The following is an 18,982-nucleotide window of genomic DNA, read 5'->3' on the forward strand; positions in this document are numbered from 1 at the left end:
CGTGACTCCGCTCACGTCCCCTTCACATCGACGCACGTTGCGATACCGGTCCTGTATCGGGTACCGGGCTTGGCCAGGTCACACAGAGCGAGCCGGGTACGGTAGGCCGGACGGCAGCCTCCGACCGTACAAGCATGCCGGTCGGGACCGACGGAGAGGGCTGGTAGGTAACCATGGAAGAGCCGCGTCGCCTCGGCGGCCGGTACGAGCTGGGCCAGGTGCTCGGCCGTGGTGGCATGGCGGAGGTCTACCTCGCGCACGACACCCGGCTCGGCCGCACCGTGGCGGTGAAGACGCTCCGCGCGGACCTCGCGCGTGACCCGTCCTTCCAGGCCCGGTTCCGCCGGGAGGCCCAGTCGGCCGCCTCGCTCAACCATCCCGCGATCGTCGCGGTCTACGACACGGGCGAGGACTACATCGACGGGGTCTCCATCCCGTACATCGTCATGGAGTACGTCGACGGTTCCACGCTCCGCGAGCTCCTCCACTCCGGCCGCAAGCTGCTGCCCGAGCGGACGCTGGAGATGACCATCGGCATCCTCCAGGCCCTGGAGTACTCCCACCGCGCCGGCATCGTCCACCGCGACATCAAGCCCGCCAACGTCATGCTGACGCGCAACGGCCAGGTCAAGGTCATGGACTTCGGCATCGCCCGCGCCATGGGCGACTCCGGCATGACGATGACCCAGACCTCCGCCGTCATCGGCACCGCCCAGTACCTCTCCCCGGAGCAGGCCAAGGGCGAACAGGTCGACGCACGCTCCGACCTGTACTCCACCGGCTGCCTGCTCTACGAACTCCTCACGGTCCGGCCGCCCTTCGTCGGCGACTCCCCGGTCGCGGTCGCCTACCAGCACGTCCGCGAAGAACCGCAGGCACCCAGCGTCTTCGACCCCGAGATCACGCCCGAGATGGACGCGATCGTCCTGAAGGCCCTGGTCAAGGACCCCGACTACCGCTACCAGTCGGCGGACGAGATGCGCGCCGACATCGAGGCCTGCCTCGACGGCCAGCCGGTCGCCGCCACCGCCGCGATGGGCGTCATGGCAGCCGGAGGCTACGGCGGCTACCCCGACGACCAGGCGACCACCGCCCTGCGCTCGGACTCCGGCACGGGCGCGGGCGCCACGACCATGCTGCCGCCGATGAACCCCGACGACGGGGGTTACGGCTACGACGACCGCCCCGGACGGCGCCGCCAGCAGAAGAAGTCCCACACCTCCACGATCCTCCTGGTCCTGGCCGGCCTCCTCGTCCTCGTCGGCGCCATCCTGATCGGCAAGTACGCCATCGGCGGCGGAGGCGTCGGCAACGACACCGTCCCCGTACCGAACTTCGTGGGCCTCACCAAGCAGGAGGCCGGCAACCAGGCGACCAACGCCGACCTGGAACTGGCATTCACCCAGAAGCCCTGCGAGGACCAGGCCAAGGACCACATCTGCTCGCAGGACCAGAAGCCGGACACCGAGGTCGAGAAGAACTCCACCATCAACCTCGTCGTCTCGACCGGCGCGCCCAAGGTCGAGGTCCCGGACGTCGAGGGCCAGACCTTCGACGACGCCGAGGCGGCCCTGACGGACAAGGGCTTCAAGGTCGAGAAGGAGACCAAGGAGTCGACGGAGACCCCGGACACGGTGCTCTCCCAGGACCCCGAGGGCGGCACCTCGCGCGAGAAGGGCTCGACCGTCACGCTCACCGTCGCCCGCGAGACCTCCCAGGTGACCGTGCCGAGCCTGCTCGGCCTGAGCCCGGCGGACGCCGAGCAGCGCCTGAAGGAGAAGGGCCTCGTCCTCGGCTCCCAGACGGAGGAGGAGTCCACCGCGCAGCCCGAGGGCACGATCTTCGAGCAGAGTTTCCAGCCGGGCACCGACGTGGACCGCGGCAGCACGGTCACGGTGAAGATCGCCAAGGCGCCGGCGGAAGAGAAGCTCGCCATGCCGAAGGTCACCCAGATGACCGTCGGCCAGGCCAAGCAGGTCCTCGCCCAGAGCGGCCTCCAGCTCGAAAGCGTCCAGGGCAGCGGCGACGACAACGCCATCGTGCTGACGAGCAATCCGTCGGAAGGCCAGGAGGTCAAGAAGGGCGACAAGGTCACCCTCTTCGCCGCCGGCGGCAACGGCAACAACGGCAACGACAACGGTGGCGGCGGCTTCATCGGCGGCCTCGGCAACCACGACTGACCCCACCGAAACGAACAGAGCCCCGGCCCTCTGGTGAGGGCCGGGGCTCTGTCGTCGTGCTGGGTGGCTGCCCCTGCGAGGAGGCCGGTCAGCTCAGCTCCTGTGGCGGAGTCCGCTCGCCGTCCACCTTCTCCGTGCGGACCAGCTCGCCCCACACCACGTACCGGTACCGGCTCGTGTACACCGGCGTGCAGGTCGTCAGCGTGATGTAGTGCCCCGCCTTGTTCTTCCCGGACTCCTTGGGGATGCCCCCGAGCACCTTCACGTTGTACTTCGAGGTCTCCGGGAGGATGCCGTAGACCTTGTACACGTACCAGGTGTCCTTCGTCTCGAAGACGATCGGGTCACCCTTCTCGATCTTGTCGATGTTGTGGAACCTCGCACCGTGCCCGTCCCGGTGGGCCGCCAGCGCGAAGTTGCCCTCCTTGCCCGACGTCGGGAGTTCGGACTTCACCGGATCGGTGTAGTAGCCGGCCACGCCGTCGTTGAGGATCTCCATCGACGTGCCCTTCTCCACCAGGATGTCGCCGTCCCCCATCGCGGGCACGTGCAGGAAGCCGATGCCCGCCTTGGTGTCCAGCGCCCCCGGCCCCTGCGGACCGACCCTGTCCTGGGCCCAGTTGTCCCGCACCTTGTCGGCCTGCTTGTCGGCCGCGCGGTCGGCGACGACGTTCGTCCACCACAGCGAGTAGACGACGAACAGGCCCAGCACCAGGCCCGCCGTGATGAGGAGTTCGCCGAAGACACTGACGACCGCGGCGACGCCCCGCCCCGGGCCGCGACGGCGGCGTGCCGTGGACGGCGGCCGGCCGGACGCGTCGGTGTGCTCTTCGTGATCCGTGTCGGTGGTCGCTGCCACTGGTCATCTGCCCTTAATTGACGAGCGCATCCGGCTTGCCCTTGCTGCGCGGCCGTTCCTCGACCATCTTGCCCCAGACGATCATCCGGTACTTACTCGTGAACTCCGGGGTGCACGTGGTCAGCGTGATGTAGCGCCCCGGCCCCGTGAACCCCGACTGCCGGGGCACCGGATCGAGGACGGTGGTGTTGCTCGGCGGCGTCACCGGCAGGATCGACGACATCTTGTAGACGAAGTACTCGTCCTGCGTCTCCACGACGATCGGATCGCCCGGCTCCAGCTTGTTGATGTACCGGAACGGCTCACCGTGCGTGTTGCGGTGCCCGGCCAGCCCGAAGTTGCCGCTCTTCGCCTCCGGCATCGCCGTCTTGAGCGGGTCCTCCGCGTAGTGCCCCACCATGCCCCGGTCCAGCACCTTCTTGCTGCTGACGCCCTCGGCGATCGGCACCACCACGTCCAGCTTCGGAATGTGCAGGATGGCGAAACCCTGCCCCGGCTCGAAGGCCCCCGGATTCCGCTTGCCGCTCGCCCAGTCGTCCTGGAGGCTGCTCGCCGCCTTGTCGGCCTGCGCGTGCGCCCGCACATTCGTCCACCACAGCTGGTAGGTGACGAACAGCAGCATCAGCACACCGGTCGTGATGAAGATTTCGCCTATCGCCCGGCTCGCGATCACCGCGGCCCCCGGCTTTCGCGCCCGGGCCTGTCGACGGGCCTCCACACGCGACAGCGGCGCTTTCGGCGCCTCGGCGGACTCCTGTGCCCCCGACGGCCGTTGAGCGCCTCCATGACGCCCGTGGCGCCGTCTGGCGGCCTTCCTGCGGGCCGCACGGCCACCACCCGGCGGTCCGGCCGCTACGGAAGGAGAAACGTCCCCCGTACGCACCGGCGGCGGATCCGGAACCCGCAACGCCACCGTCTCGTCGTCGGGAACCGGCGCATACGTCTCCTCGTACGCCCCCTCGGCCGGGACGCGCCCCTCGTACCAGCCGTCCCCGAACGAGCCGCCCCCGAACGCACCAGAACTCCCGTACGACTGCCCGTACGAGACCCCCTGGTCACCGGCCGCGCCGGACTCACGCTCGGGGCGCAGCGCGGTCACGCCGTGGCCCTGCCCACCACCGGGGCGAGCCCCGCCGACCTCGCCACCGCGCCCTGGTCACCGCACTCCACCAGCCAGTTGGCCAGCATCCGGTGCCCGTACTCGGTCAGCACCGACTCGGGATGGAACTGCACACCCTCGACGGGCAGGTCCCGATGCCGCAGCCCCATCACGATCCCGTCGTGCGTGCGGGCCGTCACCTCCAGCTCGGCCGGCACCGTGTCCGGCTCGGCGGCCAGCGAGTGGTACCGCGTCGCCGTGAACGGCGACGGAAGGCCCGCGAACACGCCCTGGCCCCCGTGCTCCACCGGCGACGTCTTCCCGTGCAGCAACTCGGGCGCCCGGCCCACCACGCCGCCGTACGCCACCTGCATCGACTGCATGCCGAGACAGACACCGAAGACCGGCACGCCGGTCGCCGCACAGTGCCGCACCATCTCGACGCACACGCCCGCCTGCTCGGGCGCTCCCGGCCCCGGCGACAGCAGCACCCCGTCGAAACCGTCCTGGGCGTGCCCCGTGGACACCTCGTCGTTACGCAGTACCTCGCACTCGGCACCCAGCTGATACAGGTACTGGACCAGGTTGAAGACGAAGCTGTCGTAGTTGTCGACGACGAGGATGCGCGCACTCACTGGTTGTCCACCGTCACATCGTTGAAGGGAAGCAGCGGCTCGGCCCACGGGAAGACGTACTGGAACAGGACGTAGACCACGGCCACCACGAGCACCAGCGAGAGCAGCGCCCTCACCCACACGTTCCCCGGCAGATGCCGCCAGATCCAGCCGTACATGCCGTCCCTTCCGTCGCACCACGGCACCAGACTCACGCCGTACGGCACCAGACTAACGGCGCGGAGCCCCCGAGAACGGCGTCACTCGACAGGCTGGGCGTAGTGCAGGTCCACGGCGCCCGAGTAGCCCGGCAGCGTCGCCGTCCCCTCGTCCTCGACCTTCCAGCCGAGCCCGTACACGTTGACGTACACCATGTAGTTCTGGATCGCCGGCGACTCGGCCAGGGCCTTCTTCAGCCGCTCCGGTTCCCCGACCGCCTGGATCTTGTACGGCGGCGAGTAGACGCGCCCCTGGAGGATCAGGGTGTTGCCCACGCACCGCACCGCGCTGGTGGAGATCAGCCGCTGGTCCATCACCTTGATGCCCTCGGCACCGCCCTGCCACAGCGCGTTGACCACCGCCTGCAGATCCTGCTGGTGGATCACCAGGTAGTCGGGCTGCGGCTCGGGATACCCGGGAAGCTTGGCGGTGGCATCCGGCGGGGCGTCGTCCAGCGTGACCGAGACCGATTCGCCCTTCAGCTCCTGCGTACCGGTCTTCTTCTCCAGCGCCGCGAGCTTGTCGTCCTCCGCCTTCGTACTTCCGTCGTCGCGCTCGGCGAGGCTTTCGATGTCGTCCCGCAGGGCCGCGTTGGACTCGTCCAGCTCACCGTTCTTACGGCTGCGTTCCTGGATGAGATCGGACAACTTCAGCAAAGAGGTGTCCGTGCGGATATTGGTGCCCTTGGCGGTATTGAAGCTGGTGAAGAAAATGAGACCCGCGAGAGCGAAGACGGCCGCCGTGAGCACCCGGACCGGCCGGAATCGGCGCCCGCGGGCAGGGCTGGATCCCGTCCCGGGGGAGTCGGCAGAATTGCTCAACGTACCCTTATCTCCTTAAGCGCCACGGAAGCACTACGCTAACGGACGCCCGGGGGAGCGCTCAGAGTCCCCTTGTACGCCGCCCCGAGCCCGAACCGTTCCCTGCGCGGCCACGCAGCGCATCGACAGGAGAGACCCTCGTGCCGAAGTCACGTATCCGCAAGAAGGCCGACTACACGCCGCCGCCCGCGAAGCAGGCGGCCGCCATCAAGCTGACCAACCGCGGTTGGGTCGCGCCGGTCATGCTGGCCATGTTCGTCATCGGTCTCGCCTGGATCGTCGTCTTCTACGTCACCGACGGGTCGCTGCCCATCGAGGCGCTGGGCAACTGGAACATCGTGGTGGGCTTCGGTTTCATCGCCGCCGGATTCGGTGTCTCCACCCAGTGGAAGTAGCCCTCCCCAGGGCTATCCACCGAGTTATCCACAGACCTTGTCCACACGGTGGGGACAAAGAAACGACGATCTGTGGATAACTCGCCGGGCATTGACGCCGGTGTGACGGAAGTACCAGCAACCGAAAACCTGTTCGCCCCCTGCCTGACCTGCGGAAACACGGTTCAGTGACAGGGGGCACACCTGTTCCCGCACGCTTTGCACAGGGTCCGCCACCGGCTGTGGACAACAAGCCGCTCAGGTGAGCTGGGCGGTTCTCAACAGGGTCAGGCCGACGACGGCCACGAGGACCAGCGCACAGGTGCCGTACTGCACGAGCGTCCGCCGCTCACGCGGGGCGTGGAGCATGGCGTAGCCGATGACGGCACCGGCGACGAGGCCGCCGATGTGCGCCTGCCAGGCGATGTTGTTCCACCCGAAGGTGAAGACCAGGTTGATCACCAGCAGGGCGATGACCGGCCGCATGTCGGCGTTGAGCCGGCGGACGAGGGCGCCTGTCGCGCCGAAGAGGCCGAAGATGGCGCCGGACGCGCCGAGCGAGGCGGTGGTCGGCGCGGCGAGCAGGTAGGTGAGGGCGCTGCCGGCCAGGCCGGAGGCGAGGTAGAGCGCGAGGTAGCGGGCTCTGCCGAGGGCCGCTTCGAGGGGGCCGCCCAGCCACCAGAGCCCGAGCATGTTGAAGCCGATGTGCCAGATCTCCTGGTGGGTGAACATCGAGGTCACCAGGCGGTACCACTCGCCCTCCGCGACGCCTTCGGTCGGCATGTACGGGGCAGGCGGCCAGCGTCCGATCAGGACGAGGTCGCCGAGGAGCGAGGACCTGGCGTGGACGGCGATGAACACCGCCACGTTGATGGCGATGAGGATCTTGGTGATGAGGTGCGGATCCGCCGCGACGGTGCCACCGGCGAGCGTGCGGGGCCGGGAGGCGGCGGGCGCGGGTCCCGTGCCGGTGCCGCCGCGGGCGCAGTCGGGGCAGTGGAAGCCGACGGAGGCGTTGACCATGCAGTCCGGGCAGATGGGACGTTCGCAGCGGGTGCAGCGGATGCCGGTCTCGCGGTCGGGGTGGCGGTAGCAGCCGGGCAGGCTGTGAGCGGGCGGGGGTGCCTGGCCGTCCGGGCCCTGCGGGCCGTTCGGTGACTGGTCCATGGGATCCCCTCCCTTGTCCGTCCGTGTCCGAGAGGCGCGCGGCCCCGCCCTTCCATACGGACGAGCGGGGCATTTGGTTCCCATGGGACACGCCGGTGAGGGCGGTCGGGGAGCCGCGGTGGTCAGCCCTGGCGTGTCTCCACGACGACCGCCTCGATGACGACGTCGTTGACGGGGCGGTCGGTGCGCGGGTTGGTCTCCGTGGCGGCGATGGCATCGACGACCTTCTGGCTGGCCGGGTCGATGACCTCGCCGAAGATCGTGTGCTTGCGGGTCAGCCACGTGGTCGGGGAGACGGTGATGAAGAACTGCGAGCCGTTGGTGCCCGGGCCGGCGTTGGCCATGGCCAGGAGGTAGGGCTTGTCGAAGGCGAGATCGGGGTGGAACTCGTCCTCGAACTTGTAGCCGGGGCCACCGGTGCCGTTGCCCAGCGGGTCTCCGCCCTGGATCATGAAGCCGCTGATCACCCGGTGGAAGACGGTGCCGTCGTAGAGCCTGTCCGTGGACGTCTGCCCGGTCTCGGGGTTGGTCCACTCACGCTCGCCCCGGGCGAGCTCGACGAAGTTCCGGACCGTCTTGGGGGCGTGGTTCGGCAGGAGCCGGACTTCGATGTCGCCGTGGTTGGTCTTCAGGGTGGCGTAGAGCTGCTCGGCCACGATGTGCCTTCCGTCGTCTTGTTGTGCTCCCCGATCCTCGCACGGCCCGTGGTGTACGTCGCCCAGCTGTCGGTTCGGGCCGCGGACGGGTGGGGCGCTTGGGGGAATCCAGGTGGGTACCCACGGGTTGCGAGCGCGGGGAGCCGATCCGTGGCATTGTCGTCGACAGGCTCCTGTTGCCCTGTATTCATCCGTTATTGCCGTTGATCGTCTTTTGATCGCATCTTCGGCACCGCGTGCCCCAGAGGGCCCGGCGTCATCACCCGTGACCCGGATGCCCGTCCGCGCATGCCTGCCTGTGTGTCGGCAGGCATGATCCGTAAAAGGGTGGAAAGTCGAATTACCGTACGCCACCGAGGAGGAGGAACCCGTGACCCGCATCGACAGCGTGCGCGCCGCGACCGGTTCGGCGAAGGACAGCGTGCTGCACGCCGCGGAAGTGGTGGCGCCCTACGCCGACACGGCCAAGGACAGGGCCGCTCACTACGCACAGGAGGCGCGCGTACGGCTGGCGCCCAAGGTGTCGCAGGCCGCGTGCCAGGCCCGGCTTCAGTACGGCGCGCATGTCGCGCCACGGCTGGAGCAGGCCCGTACGCATGTGCCGCCGAAGATGGACCAGGCCGCTCACGAGGCCGCGGTCCGTACACGTCTGGCCGCCCGGCAGGCGGCCGACTACTCCCGGCCGGTGATCGAGCAGGCGGTTGCCGCTGCCGGGCCCGTCAGGGACGAGGCGGCCGCGCGTGGTGCCGCGGCGCTGGCCGCGCTGCGGGGTCAGGTCTCGGCCAAGGAGATCCAGAAGCTGACCCGCCGGCACGAGCGGCGGGCGAGGGCCGGGCGTATCGCCAAGGTCCTTGCGGTGGTGGGCGCCGTCGCGGGCGGTGCCTTCGCGGCCTGGAAGTGGTGGGACAAGCAGGCCAACCCGGACTGGCTGGTCGAACCGCCCGAGGCGACGGAGGTTCCCGAGAGCGGGCGGCTGACGTCGGTGGACGGTACCGGTGGGGCGGTCCTGGACCCCGAGGTGCAGGCCAAGCAGGCCGAGGACGAGGCCGCCGACGGCGGTGACGAGCCGCGCTGACGACTCTTGGGGCGGATCGGTACGCCACCGCCTCTGTACATCGCCGCGGGGCGGGAGACTTCCGGGTCTCCCGCCCCGCGGTGATGTTTCACGTGGAACGTCGGGCGGCGGTTCAGCGGCCGTAGCGTCGTTCGCGCAGGGAGTAGGAGCGCAGGGCGCGCAGGAAGTCGATCTCCCGGAAGTCCGGCCAGTAGGTCTCGCAGAAGTACATCTCTGCGTACGCGGACTGCCACAGGAGGAAGCCGGACAGCCGCTGCTCCCCGGAGGTGCGGATGATGAGGTCGGATTCCGACCGCGCCTTGGAGTACAGGTGCTTGGAGATGTGCTCCATGGTGAAGGTCTCGATGAACTCGTCGATGTCCCCGCCCTGGGCGCTGTGCTCGGTGAGGGCGGAGCGGACGGCGTCGACGATCTCCCGGCGGCCTCCGTATCCCACGGCGACGTCCACCTTGGTCCCGCCCTGGCGCCCCTGGGTGGCGGCGGTGGCGGTCTTCAGCCGGCTGGCGGACTCGGCCGGGAGGAGGTCGAGAGCTCCGACGACCTCGACGCGCCAGGGGTTTCCGGGCGCGGCCAGCCGCTCCACCACCTCGGCGATGATGTCGATCAGGGGGGTGAGCTGGTCCTCGGGCCGGTGCAGGTTGTCGTCGGAGAGCATGTAGAGGGTGACGTGCTCGATCTCGGCGGAGTCGCACCAGTGCAGGAAGTCCAGCACCTTCGCACCGCCGGCCCGGTAGCCCTCCCGCGGGTCCTCGATGCCCGATTCCTTGGCCCAGCGGCGGTTTCCGTCCAGCATGATGCCGATGTGCTGGGGGCGTGGGCGGCCCTCCAGCTCCTTGACGAGACGCTTCATGTACAGCGCATCGAGTGCGGCTCGTACCTTGGCCCGCATGCTCTGCCCCTTTCATCTCGTCGGCAGCGACCGGACGGTTCCGGCGGCGGTGTGCCGCTTGGCACCGCCCCGCAGGGGTGTGGCGCTGGTGCCCTCTGAGGTGACGATATCAAGAGCAGACAGCGCTACTCCGGTGCTGAGCGGTGGCCTCGCGCACACCCTTTCCCACCCGGTCATGGGAGGTCGGCGATCCCTGATGCCCTGTCAACTGCCGCACTACCGACAGTCGTTGGCGAACATCCCCGCACGGCGGCCGAGCGGGAGTGCGGCTTGCGGGACTGCCCGCGGAGGCGACCGTGGGGGCCGAGGACGGGCCCTGGGGCCGCGCTGAGCGCCGGCCGGAGAGCCGCTGCGCACGCAGGGCGACGACATCGACACGAAGAACCCGTCCGGCCTGGTGTTTGCGCAGGTCGGACGGGCTCTTGGGGTGTGGAGCCTAGGGGAGTCGAACCCCTGACATCTGCCATGCAAAGACAGCGCTCTACCAACTGAGCTAAGGCCCCGGAGGAGACGTCCGGCCGGAGGATCCGCATACCGGCGGGCGCCGCAGACAAGAGTACCGGGTCGCCCCCCGTATCTCACAAATGATGGGGACTCCCGGGGAAACACCACGCTCCGTAAGATGCTCGGCGTGGTTCGCTGAAGCGAACTGCGGTTTTTGGGGAAGCGATGGGGAGACGCAATGGACGCCGCACAGCAGGAAGCCACCGCGAGAGCGCGGGAACTGCAGCGGAACTGGTACGGGGAGCCGCTGGGGGCGCTCTTCCGTAGGCTGATCGACGATCTTGGTCTCAACCAGGCTCGTCTGGCGGGGGTGCTGGGGCTGTCCGCGCCGATGCTGTCGCAGCTGATGAGCGGGCAGCGGGCGAAGATCGGGAATCCCGCGGTGGTGCAGCGGGTGCAGCTGCTTCAGGACCTGGCGGGGCAGGTCGCGGACGGCAGTGTGAGCGCGGCCGAGGCCACCGAGCGCATGGACGAGATCAAGAAGTCGCAGGGGGGCTCGGTGCTCAACAACACCACGCAGACGACGAACAGTTCGGGCGCACCCACGGTCAAGCGGGTGGTCCGTGAGATCCAGTCGCTGCTGCGTTCGGTGGCGGCCGCCGGCGACATAATCGACGCCGCGGACGCCCTCTCCCCGTCCCACCCGGAGCTGGCGGAGTTCCTGCGGGTGTACGGCGCCGGCCGTACCTCAGACGCGGTCGCGCACTACCAGTCCCACCAGAACTGACCCCCGGGGTCCGGCCGTCGACGGGTTCGGCCGGCCCCGCGGGGAGTGGCGCGAGGGGGAGGAGCGGCACACAGCCATGGGTGAGGTCTTCGCCGGCCGGTACGAGCTGGTCGATCCGATCGGCCGTGGAGGGGTGGGTGCCGTCTGGCGTGCCTGGGACCACCGCCGCCGGCGCTATGTGGCCGCCAAGGTGCTGCAGCAGAGGGACGCCCACTCGCTGCTGCGCTTCGTGCGTGAGCAGGCGCTGCGGATCGACCATCCCCATGTGCTGGCCCCGGCCAGCTGGGCCGCCGACGACGACCAGGTCCTGTTCACCATGGACCTGGTCACGGGCGGTTCGCTCGTCCACCTGGTCGGGGACTACGGCCCGCTGCCGCCGGCTTTCGTGTGCACCCTGCTGGACCAGCTCCTGGCGGGCCTGGCGGCGGTGCACGCGGAGGATGTCGTGCACCGCGACGTCAAGCCCGCCAACGTACTGCTCGAAGCCACCGGCACGGGGCGGCCCCGGCTCCGGCTGTCCGACTTCGGCATCGCGATGCGGCTGGGCGAGCCCCGGCTGACGGAGACCAACCTGGTGGTGGGGACGCCCGGTTATCTCGCGCCGGAGCAGATGATGGGCGCGGAACCGGACTTCGCGGCGGACCTGTTCGCCGTGGGACTGGTCGCCCTGTATCTGCTGGAGGGTGCCAAGCCGGATGCCAAGGCGCTCGTGCAGTACTTCGCGGAGCACGGGACGCCACCGGCTCCACAGGGGATCCCCGAGCCGTTGTGGCAGGTCGTGGCCACGTTGTTGCAGCCGGATCCGGAGGCGAGGTTCCGTACGGCCACGGGGGCGCGCAAGGCGCTGGCCGCGGCGGCGGAGCTGCTGCCGGAGCCGGGTCCCGACGACGAGCTGATCGAGGTCTTCGACCAAATCGGCCCGCTGCCCCCGGGGTTCGGGCCCGGCGGACCGCTGAAGCGGGCCACGGGAGTGGACGAGGTACCGACGGATCCGCGGCGACCCTCCGCCCCGCCGCAAGCCCCGGACAGTACGCCACCACCGCAGCCATCCCCCTCGCCCGAACCCCGGCCCGCACACGCGCCCGCTCCCGTTCGGCCGTCCGCCATGTCGGACACCGGGAGTTTTCCCCTGCCGCCCCCGCAGGCCACCGCCACGTCCACCCCCGCGTCCCCCCTCCCGCAGTCGCCCGTACACGCACCGGCCCATCTGCCGGCACAGCCGCAGGCGCCCGGATTCCCGGGTCCACGGCACCAGCCCTCGTACGCGCCCCCGCATCCTCCTCAGACCCCCGCACCGCAGCCGTGGCAGCGCGCCGACGTGCCCACCGCCGCGTACACCGCGCAGGCCCCGCAGACTCCCCCGCCCGCTCCGGCGTACCCCCAGCATCGCGCGGCTCGGCGCCGCCGACCCGGTCCCCCGGCCCGGGTGGCGGTTCCGCTGCTGCTGCTCGCGCTGGCCTGCTACGCCGTGGGCTTCTGGGCCCTGGCCCGCATCTGAGGCGCGGGCCCGCCGGCGCTCGTCAGACGGCCCGGCGCCGGGCCACCGCCGTCCACACGCCGAGCCCCGCCAGCAGGACGCTGCCGGCGCCGATCCCGCCCACGGCGATCACCGTCATGGCGGCGTCGCCGTCCCCGGCCGCTCCGTCCGCCGACGCCGCCTGCCGGTCGTGGGCCGACACCTCGAAGACGCCGTCGGGCACGGACTTCCCCGCGTACCCGGGCCCGGCCTGCGCCGTCCCCTCGAGCCGCAGGCGCAGGACCAGCGGGAACGGGCCCTCTCCGAAGTCGTCGGCCACCTGGGCCGCGAGGTGCACCACGAGGTAGTAGTCGCCGGCGAACCGCATGCCGGTGACCCGGTCGTCGGTGGCGTACCGGTTGGCGTACGCCACCGGTGGCGCGGGAGCGAGGGCGGCCGTCGCCCGACGGCCGGTGTACCCCTTGGCGGCGTCGACGACCTCGCCGCGCACGGGGTTGTGCAGGGCCAGGCGCAGCGCACTGGTCGCGTAGCCGGAACCGCTGTCGGTGCTGCCGAGTTCGGCGGCCGCGTACAGTTGCCGGCCCCAGTCGACGGGCACCTTGTAGAAGAGGGTCTGTCCGGGCCGGATGTCGTCGCGCCAGGCTCCCTGGCCGACCGGGGTGGCCCGGGCGAAGCCGCTGCCGCCCCGGCGGCGCTCGGGCTCGCCCGCGAGCGGTCCTGGCGAGGCGGAGTTCCAGGCCTCGGGTGCCTGTGTGGCGCCGGTGTCCGCCGGGCGTGCTTCGGTGACGGCGGTGAGCTCCAGGTCCCAGGGGTCCGGCGGGGAGTCCTGCGGCCGGGACCGCTCGACGGTGACGTAGTAGGTGCCGGGGTCCTGGCACCGCGATCCGCCGGGGGAGATCGCGCGCACGCCCCAGGCCGTGACCGGTCGAGGGCTGCGGGCGGCGCCGAAACTCGCGCTGTCCAGCGAGCAGGTGCCGCCCTCGGCGTCCTGTACGGACAGCCGGATGCCGTCGACGGCGGTGAGCTCGTCGCCCTCGCCGGGGACCGCGGTGGCGGACACGTACGTGTCCGAGGCCGCGTCGAGTTCGAGGCGGTAGTGGAGCGTGCCGCTTCGCGGCAGGGAGCTGCGGTACGTCGTGCCGGGTTCGAGCAGCGGGGCGCCCGCGGTACCGCTCGCGCCCTCGACCCGCCGGGCGTCCTCGGCGAAGGCGTAGCCGCCCGGCGTACCGGCCGCCAGGGCCGTGCCGCCCGGCAGGGCGGAGGTGGTGGCCAGCACCGCGGTGACGACGGCCAGACGCACCGGCACCGGTGTGCGGCCACGTCCTGACCCGCCTCGCCACCGAGCCGTACACCACCGCACCATCAGCCGCCACCCCTCGCGCTCGCCGTTGCACGGACCGTGGCCCATCCTGCCGCGCGCCCGGTGGTCTCCGCGCCCGGTCCGGACAACACAAAACCCCGACCGCGATGACGGCCGGGGTCTGCTCAGGACCGGATGTCGGTCGTACTCACGAACCCGTGGGCACGGAGTCAGTCGCCTCCGTCCACAGATCCTGCTCGGCGCGATCCGCCTGGATCTGGCGGTACACGAGGAGCCCGCCGATGGCGGCCAGTGCGACCAGGAGAAGCTTCTTCACCGCGCGACCTCGTCTTTCCTTGACGTAGGGGACCTCTGGCGCCCGACTATACACACCGGCCGATACCGATCGGTGATCTGAGTCGGCCCTCAACTGCCCGTCGGTGGAACCCAGTAGATACGGACCGAACCGTTCCGATCGGAGGGTGATCACACCTCCACGGACGGTGACTTTCGCCCGAACTTCTCCCCTCTCCAGACGTTTTCGGCCTTCTTGGGGCCATACGGGTGGTGTTCATCTGAACATCGCGGCGCCACGGGCTCGGGTCCACCACTTCGCGGCCCACATACACATCATGAGGAAAGTACGCAAATCGCCCGACCCGAAAGTGAGGGGCCATGGACCGGAACAAGGTCATGAAGCTGTGGACCGCCATCGTCACCGCCTTCCTCGCGCTGTGCACGGCGCTCGGATTCGTCACGACGACCGCCGCGGCGGCCGTACCGCACACCGAGACGCGCAGCAACCCGAAGACCGCGCCCGAGTCGGCGGAACCGGCGGCGGCAGCACCCTGGTCCTGGTCCCGAGCAGGGGCCCTGCCCCCCACGATGAAGCAGCGCATCCACGCCGAGGCCCACGGCAAGGCCCCCAGCTGCCGGCACCGTCCGCTCGCGGACACCGCGTCGGCGCGAGGACCCTGCCGGCCGACGACACCCAGTGCGACACCGCCGAGTCCCCGGCCCGGCAGCACACCGTTCCGCTCCAGCGCTGAGCGGCCCGGCGCACCGCGCCCCCGCCATCCGACCCTGACGTCACGGCGTATTGCGTACGCACCGCACGCGAGAAACGGCCCGGCCGCTCGACAGAGCAGCCGGGCCGTCGCCGTGTGCGCGCTCACGGGAGATCCGCCCCCACTCCGCGGCCGGGGGTGTCGGACAAGAACGTGACGACGGGGCGGCGCCCGCGCCGAAGCACCGCCACCCCGCACCTTCGACCGACTCGTCAAGCGCGCCGGCGTCCGCCGGACCACGGTCGGCCTGGCTCGGCTGAGTGCCACCACGCCGACCAGGGACAGAAGGACTGCCCCCCAGGACCACTGTCGCTCCGGCCGAGATCACGAGGAACCCCCACCACGGCGGATTCCGTGACCGCCGTTGAGTTCAGCCGTGGATGCCAAAGACCCCCAGTCGTTACCGACTGGGGGTCTTTGTGCTGGTGGGGCTAACAGGATTTGAACCTGTGGCCTCATCCTTATCAGGGATGCGCTCTAACCAACTGAGCTATAGCCCCGCCGCGCTCTGCGGTGTGTGTCCCGCGCGCTGACTCCTGAAGATTAGCGCACCAGGCGGGCAGTCCCAAAATCGGTTGTCGTGGGACCGCCCGCGCGGATCACTCGTCCTCGGCGAGCGTCAGCTCCACACCGCCGACGAAGCCGGCGGAGAGGTTGTAGATGAAGGCGCCGAGCGTGGCGAGAGCCGTCGCGAGGACGACGTCGATGACCGCGATGATCGTCGTGAACATCAGCACGTTGGGCAGCGACAGGAAGGACTGCAGGTCGAAGCCGTTGGACTCGTTCGATCCGGTGGCCTCGGAGATCGTGCCGCCGACCGTCGAGAAGACGCCCATGGCGTCCATGACCATCCACAGCACGGCGGAGGCCACGATCGTGCAGACGCCGAGCGCGATGGAGAGCAGGAAGCTGACCTTCATCACCGACCACGGGTCGGCCTTGGCCACGCGCAGGCGTGCCTTGCGGACGCGGGGCGTGGTGCGCGCGCCGGTGCGCGGTCGGCGCGCGGCGGCCGCGGACGGGTTGCCGCCCTGGGTCTGGTAGGCCTGCGGCGGGTGGTACGGCCCGCCGGGCTGCTGGGGCTGCCGTTCCCCGGGCAGCGGCGAGGCCGACTGCCGGGTCTGCGGGCCTCTGGTGTCCGTCACAGTTCCCCCCTGGGATCCATGAGTGTCCGACGCGTGCGAGCCGGTCGCGCCGTCGTCGATCTTGCGCAGCTGAGTCGTGTGCGGATCCGTCGCACGCGCGGCGGAGCCACGGCCGCCGTCCGTCTCCGTACCTCTCGGGGTACTGGCCGATCCGGCGCCCGTGGCTCCGCTCACGATGACTCTCTCCTCGTGCTACTCGGCCGAGGGCGCCTCACCCTCGTCCGTGCCGGTGGTCGTGGCGCCCTCGGCGGCCTCGTCGACGACGACATCGCCGTCGACCTCCTCCGCCTCGCGTCCCGCCTCGGCGTTGCGCGCGATACCCACGACGGCATCGCGCTTGCCCAGATTGATCAGTTGGACGCCCATGGTGTCACGGCCCGTCTCCCTGACTTCGCTGACTCGCGTACGAATCACACCGCCCGAGAGTGTGATGGCGAGGATCTCGTCGTTCTCCTCGACCACCAGCGCGCCCACGAGCGTTCCGCGGTCCTCGACGATCTTGGCGGCCTTGATGCCGAGGCCGCCGCGACCCTGGACGCGGTACTCGTCGACGGAGGTCCGCTTCGCGTACCCGCCGTCGGTGGCAGTGAACACGAACGTACCGGCTCGAACAACATTCATCGAGAGCAGCTCGTCCCCGTCACGGAAACTCATGCCCTTGACGCCCGAGGTGGCACGGCCCATGGGACGCAGGGTGTCGTCCGAGGCGGTGAACCTGATCGACTGCGCCTTCTTGCTGATCAGCAGCAGATCGTCCTCGGCCGAGACGAGTTCGGCGCCGATCAGCTCGTCGTCGGAACCGTCCGCCTGCTCACGCAGGTTGATGGCGATCACGCCGCCCGAGCGCGGGGAGTCGTAGTCCTTCAGCGGCGTCTTCTTCACCAGGCCGGCCTTGGTGGCCAGGACCAGGTAGGGCACCGCCTCGTAGTCGCGGATCGCGCGGATCTGGGCGATCGTCTCGTCCGGCTGGAAGGCCAGCAGGTTCGCCACGTGCTGGCCGCGCGCGTCCCGGCCGGCGTCGGGCAGCTCGTACGCCTTGACCCGGTAGACCCGGCCCTTGTTGGTGAAGAACAGCAGCCAGTGGTGGGTGGTGGACACGAAGAAGTGGTTGACGATGTCGTCTTCCTTGAGCTTCGTGCCGCGTACGCCCTTGCCGCCGCGCTTCTGGGCCCGGTAGTCGTCGGTCTTGGTGCGCTTGATGTAGCCACCGCGCGTGACCGTGACGACGATGTCCTCTTCGGCGATCAGGTCCTCGATGGACATGTCGCCCTCGTAGGGGATCAGCTTGGTCTTGCGGTCGTCGCCGTACTTCTCGACGAGCGCCGCCAGCTCCGCGCTGACGATCCCGCGCTGACGGACCGGCGAGGCGAGGATCTCGTTGTACTCGTTGATCTTCGCCTGGAGTTCGTCGTGCTCCTGGACGATCTTCTGCCGCTCCAGGGCCGCCAGTCGCCGCAGCTGCATCTCGAGGATGGCGTTGGCCTGGATCTCGTCGATCTCCAGGAGGTCCATCAGGCCGCCGCGCGCGATCTCGACGGTGTCACTGCGCCGGATCAGGGCGATGACCTCGTCGATGGCGTCCAGGGCCTTGAGCAGACCGCGCAGGATGTGGGCGCGCTCCTCGGCCTTGCGCAGGCGGAACTTCGTCCGCCGGACGATGACCTCGATCTGGTGGTTCACCCAGTGCCGGATGAACGCGTCCAGGGAGAGGGTGCGCGGCACACCGTCGACCAGGGCCAGCATGTTGGCGCCGAAGTTCGACTGCAGGTCGGTGTGCTTGTACAGGTTGTTCAGGACGACCTTGGCGACCGCGTCCCGCTTGAGCACGATGACCAGGCGCTGGCCGGTGCGCGAGGACGTCTCGTCGCGGACGTCCGCGATGCCGCCGATCTTGCCGTCCTTCACCAGGTCGGCGATCTTCTGCGCGAGGTTGTCGGGGTTGGTCTGGTACGGCAGCTCCGTGACCACCAGGCACTGGCGGTTCTGGATCTCCTCGACCTCGACGACCGCGCGCATGGTGATCGAGCCGCGCCCGGTGCGGTAGGCCTCCTCGATGCCCTTGCGGCCCACCACCAGGGCGCCGGTCGGGAAGTCGGGGCCCTTGATGCGCTCTAGCAGCGCGTCCAGCAGCTCCTCGTGCGAGGCCTCGTAGTTCTCCAGGTACCACTGGGCGCCGGCCGCGACCTCGCGCAGGTTGTGCGGCGGGATGTTGGTCGCCATGCCGACCGCGATACCGGCCGAGCCGTTGATCAGCAGGTTCGGGAAGCGGGCGGGCAGGACGGTCGGCTCCTGGGAGCGGCCGTCGTAGTTGTCCGTGAAGTCGACGGTCTCCTCGTCGATGTCGCGGACCATCTCCATCGACAGCGGCGCCATCTTGCACTCGGTGTACCGCATGGCCGCCGCCGGGTCGTTGCCCGGCGAACCGAAGTTGCCGTTGGAGTCGACCAGCGGCATCCGCATCGACCAGGGCTGGGCGAGGCGGACCAGGGCGTCGTAGATGGAGCTGTCGCCGTGGGGGTGGTAGTTGCCCATGACGTCGCCGACGACGCGGGCGCACTTGTAGAAGCCGCGCTCGGGCCGGTAGCCGCCGTCGTACATGGCGTACAGCACCCGGCGGTGGACGGGCTTGAGTCCGTCACGGACGTCGGGCAGCGCACGCGAGACGATGACGGACATCGCGTAGTCGAGGTACGAGCGCTGCATCTCCGTCTCGAGCCCGACGGGCTCGACACGCATCGCCAGGGCGTCGCCCTCGGACGTCGTCACAGGGGTGTTCTCGTCGGTCATTGCTGGTGAAGGTCCTTCCTGG

General features: G+C 69.8%; 17 protein-coding genes, 2 tRNA genes and 1 pseudogene. 6 read left to right on the top strand and 14 right to left on the bottom strand.

The genetic code is table 11. The features are described from left to right. Positions 1-173: 173 nt before the first annotated feature. Entirely contained in the window at positions 174-2,180 is a 2,007-nt protein-coding gene (gene pknB / locus ACIRG6_RS17990) for a Stk1 family PASTA domain-containing Ser/Thr kinase (protein WP_403323483.1), read from the top strand. A gap of 88 nt (positions 2,181-2,268) precedes the next feature. On the opposite strand, the gene ACIRG6_RS17995 is transcribed toward pknB, so the two are convergent. The 5 genes from ACIRG6_RS17995 to ACIRG6_RS18015 are packed head-to-tail and all read right to left on the bottom strand — an operon-like array spanning position 2,269 to position 5,792. Continuing rightward, positions 2,269-3,039 carry a class E sortase gene (locus tag ACIRG6_RS17995; protein WP_403323485.1) on the bottom strand — a complete coding sequence of 257 codons (771 nt, stop codon included), beginning with the start codon at positions 3,037-3,039 and terminating at the stop codon, positions 2,269-2,271. A 13-nt stretch (positions 3,040-3,052) separates the two neighbouring features. After that, positions 3,053-4,138 carry a class E sortase gene (locus ACIRG6_RS18000; RefSeq protein WP_403323488.1) on the bottom strand — a complete coding sequence of 362 codons (1,086 nt, stop codon included), beginning with the start codon at positions 4,136-4,138 and terminating at the stop codon, positions 3,053-3,055. Then, positions 4,135-4,773 (bottom strand): aminodeoxychorismate/anthranilate synthase component II, encoded by a 639-nt coding sequence (locus ACIRG6_RS18005; protein ID WP_239765011.1) that lies wholly within the window; start codon positions 4,771-4,773, stop codon positions 4,135-4,137. Before ACIRG6_RS18005 ends, ACIRG6_RS18000 begins: the two co-directional genes overlap by 4 nt. Continuing rightward, positions 4,770-4,967: a hypothetical protein gene (locus ACIRG6_RS18010; RefSeq protein ID WP_189230365.1), complete on the bottom strand. Its 198-nt coding sequence runs from the start codon at positions 4,965-4,967 to the stop codon at positions 4,770-4,772. The genes ACIRG6_RS18005 and ACIRG6_RS18010 overlap by 4 nt, the downstream gene beginning before the upstream one ends. A 45-nt stretch (positions 4,968-5,012) precedes the next feature. Next, a complete protein-coding gene (locus ACIRG6_RS18015) occupies positions 5,013-5,792 on the bottom strand; it encodes a DUF881 domain-containing protein (protein WP_364675438.1) in 780 nt (259 codons plus the stop codon). Positions 5,793-5,932: 140 nt separating this feature from the next. On the opposite strand from ACIRG6_RS18015, the gene crgA reads away from it, so the two are divergent. Then, complete coding sequence (gene crgA, locus ACIRG6_RS18020) at positions 5,933-6,187, top strand: cell division protein CrgA (protein ID WP_239765009.1); 255 nt, start codon at positions 5,933-5,935, stop codon at positions 6,185-6,187. 237 nt (positions 6,188-6,424) lie between these two features. Here crgA and ACIRG6_RS18025 read toward each other — a convergent pair whose 3' ends face one another. Next, entirely contained in the window at positions 6,425-7,333 is a 909-nt protein-coding gene (locus ACIRG6_RS18025; RefSeq protein ID WP_364819573.1) for a rhomboid family intramembrane serine protease, read from the bottom strand. A gap of 122 nt (positions 7,334-7,455) precedes the next feature. After that, positions 7,456-7,989, bottom strand: a complete 534-nt coding sequence (locus ACIRG6_RS18030) for a peptidylprolyl isomerase (protein WP_364675433.1) — start codon at positions 7,987-7,989, stop codon at positions 7,456-7,458. 370 nt (positions 7,990-8,359) lie between these two features. Between ACIRG6_RS18030 and ACIRG6_RS18035 the strand changes: the two genes are divergently transcribed. Continuing rightward, complete coding sequence (locus tag ACIRG6_RS18035) at positions 8,360-9,064, top strand: DUF5324 family protein (protein ID WP_350717098.1); 705 nt, start codon at positions 8,360-8,362, stop codon at positions 9,062-9,064. Positions 9,065-9,176: 112 nt separating this feature from the next. On the opposite strand, the gene ACIRG6_RS18040 is transcribed toward ACIRG6_RS18035, so the two are convergent. Together ACIRG6_RS18040 and ACIRG6_RS18045 are read right to left on the bottom strand one after the other, a co-directional pair. Further along, positions 9,177-9,953: an isoprenyl transferase gene (locus tag ACIRG6_RS18040; protein WP_239765005.1), complete on the bottom strand. Its 777-nt coding sequence runs from the start codon at positions 9,951-9,953 to the stop codon at positions 9,177-9,179. Positions 9,954-10,383: 430 nt separating this feature from the next. Further along, positions 10,384-10,456, bottom strand: a tRNA-Ala gene (locus ACIRG6_RS18045). A gap of 179 nt (positions 10,457-10,635) precedes the next feature. On the opposite strand from ACIRG6_RS18045, the gene ACIRG6_RS18050 reads away from it, so the two are divergent. Both ACIRG6_RS18050 and ACIRG6_RS18055 read left to right on the top strand, forming a co-directional pair. Then, entirely contained in the window at positions 10,636-11,184 is a 549-nt protein-coding gene (locus ACIRG6_RS18050; protein ID WP_189230164.1) for a helix-turn-helix domain-containing protein, read from the top strand. 76 nt (positions 11,185-11,260) lie between these two features. Next, positions 11,261-12,682 carry a serine/threonine-protein kinase gene (locus tag ACIRG6_RS18055; RefSeq protein ID WP_403323494.1) on the top strand — a complete coding sequence of 474 codons (1,422 nt, stop codon included), beginning with the start codon at positions 11,261-11,263 and terminating at the stop codon, positions 12,680-12,682. 22 nt (positions 12,683-12,704) lie between these two features. On the opposite strand, the gene ACIRG6_RS18060 is transcribed toward ACIRG6_RS18055, so the two are convergent. Then, a complete protein-coding gene (locus ACIRG6_RS18060) occupies positions 12,705-14,024 on the bottom strand; it encodes a hypothetical protein (protein WP_403323667.1) in 1,320 nt (439 codons plus the stop codon). A 145-nt stretch (positions 14,025-14,169) separates the two neighbouring features. Continuing rightward, positions 14,170-14,298: a DLW-39 family protein gene (locus tag ACIRG6_RS18065; RefSeq protein WP_003999697.1), complete on the bottom strand. Its 129-nt coding sequence runs from the start codon at positions 14,296-14,298 to the stop codon at positions 14,170-14,172. A 338-nt stretch (positions 14,299-14,636) separates the two neighbouring features. Here ACIRG6_RS18065 and ACIRG6_RS18070 point away from each other — a divergent pair. Next, a pseudogene (locus tag ACIRG6_RS18070) lies at positions 14,637-14,913 on the top strand (DUF6344 domain-containing protein); the annotation flags it as partial. Positions 14,914-15,451: 538 nt separating this feature from the next. Here ACIRG6_RS18070 and ACIRG6_RS18075 read toward each other — a convergent pair. The 3 genes from ACIRG6_RS18075 to gyrA form a co-directional block, all read right to left on the bottom strand. Continuing rightward, a tRNA-Ile gene (locus ACIRG6_RS18075) sits at positions 15,452-15,528 on the bottom strand. Between the two features lie 99 nt (positions 15,529-15,627). After that, the gene (locus ACIRG6_RS18080) at positions 15,628-16,347 is read right to left on the bottom strand and encodes a DUF3566 domain-containing protein (protein ID WP_350717092.1); all 720 of its coding nucleotides are present in this window, start codon (positions 16,345-16,347) and stop codon (positions 15,628-15,630) included. Between the two features lie 18 nt (positions 16,348-16,365). Then, positions 16,366-18,960, bottom strand: coding sequence for a DNA gyrase subunit A (gyrA, locus tag ACIRG6_RS18085; RefSeq protein WP_239765001.1), 2,595 nt, complete (start codon positions 18,958-18,960; stop codon positions 16,366-16,368). Between the last annotated feature and the right edge of the window lie 22 nt (positions 18,961-18,982).

Source organism: Streptomyces flaveolus, assembly GCF_044765825.1.
In the GTDB taxonomy this organism is placed as follows: Bacteria; Actinomycetota; Actinomycetes; order Streptomycetales; family Streptomycetaceae; genus Streptomyces; species Streptomyces flaveolus.

What these genes read in the sequence shown, in the direction of transcription:
- ACIRG6_RS18050 (WP_189230164.1), top strand. Translation starts at nt 10,636, where the DNA reads ATGGACGCCGCACAGCAGGAAGCCACCGCGAGAGCGCGGGAACTGCAG.
- gyrA (WP_239765001.1), bottom strand. Translation starts at nt 18,960, where the DNA reads ATGACCGACGAGAACACCCCTGTGACGACGTCCGAGGGCGACGCCCTG.
- ACIRG6_RS18040 (WP_239765005.1), bottom strand. Translation starts at nt 9,953, where the DNA reads ATGCGGGCCAAGGTACGAGCCGCACTCGATGCGCTGTACATGAAGCGT.
- ACIRG6_RS18025 (WP_364819573.1), bottom strand. Translation starts at nt 7,333, where the DNA reads ATGGACCAGTCACCGAACGGCCCGCAGGGCCCGGACGGCCAGGCACCC.
- ACIRG6_RS18060 (WP_403323667.1), bottom strand. Translation starts at nt 14,024, where the DNA reads ATGGTGCGGTGGTGTACGGCTCGGTGGCGAGGCGGGTCAGGACGTGGC.
- ACIRG6_RS18055 (WP_403323494.1), top strand. Translation starts at nt 11,261, where the DNA reads ATGGGTGAGGTCTTCGCCGGCCGGTACGAGCTGGTCGATCCGATCGGC.
- pknB (WP_403323483.1), top strand. Translation starts at nt 174, where the DNA reads ATGGAAGAGCCGCGTCGCCTCGGCGGCCGGTACGAGCTGGGCCAGGTG.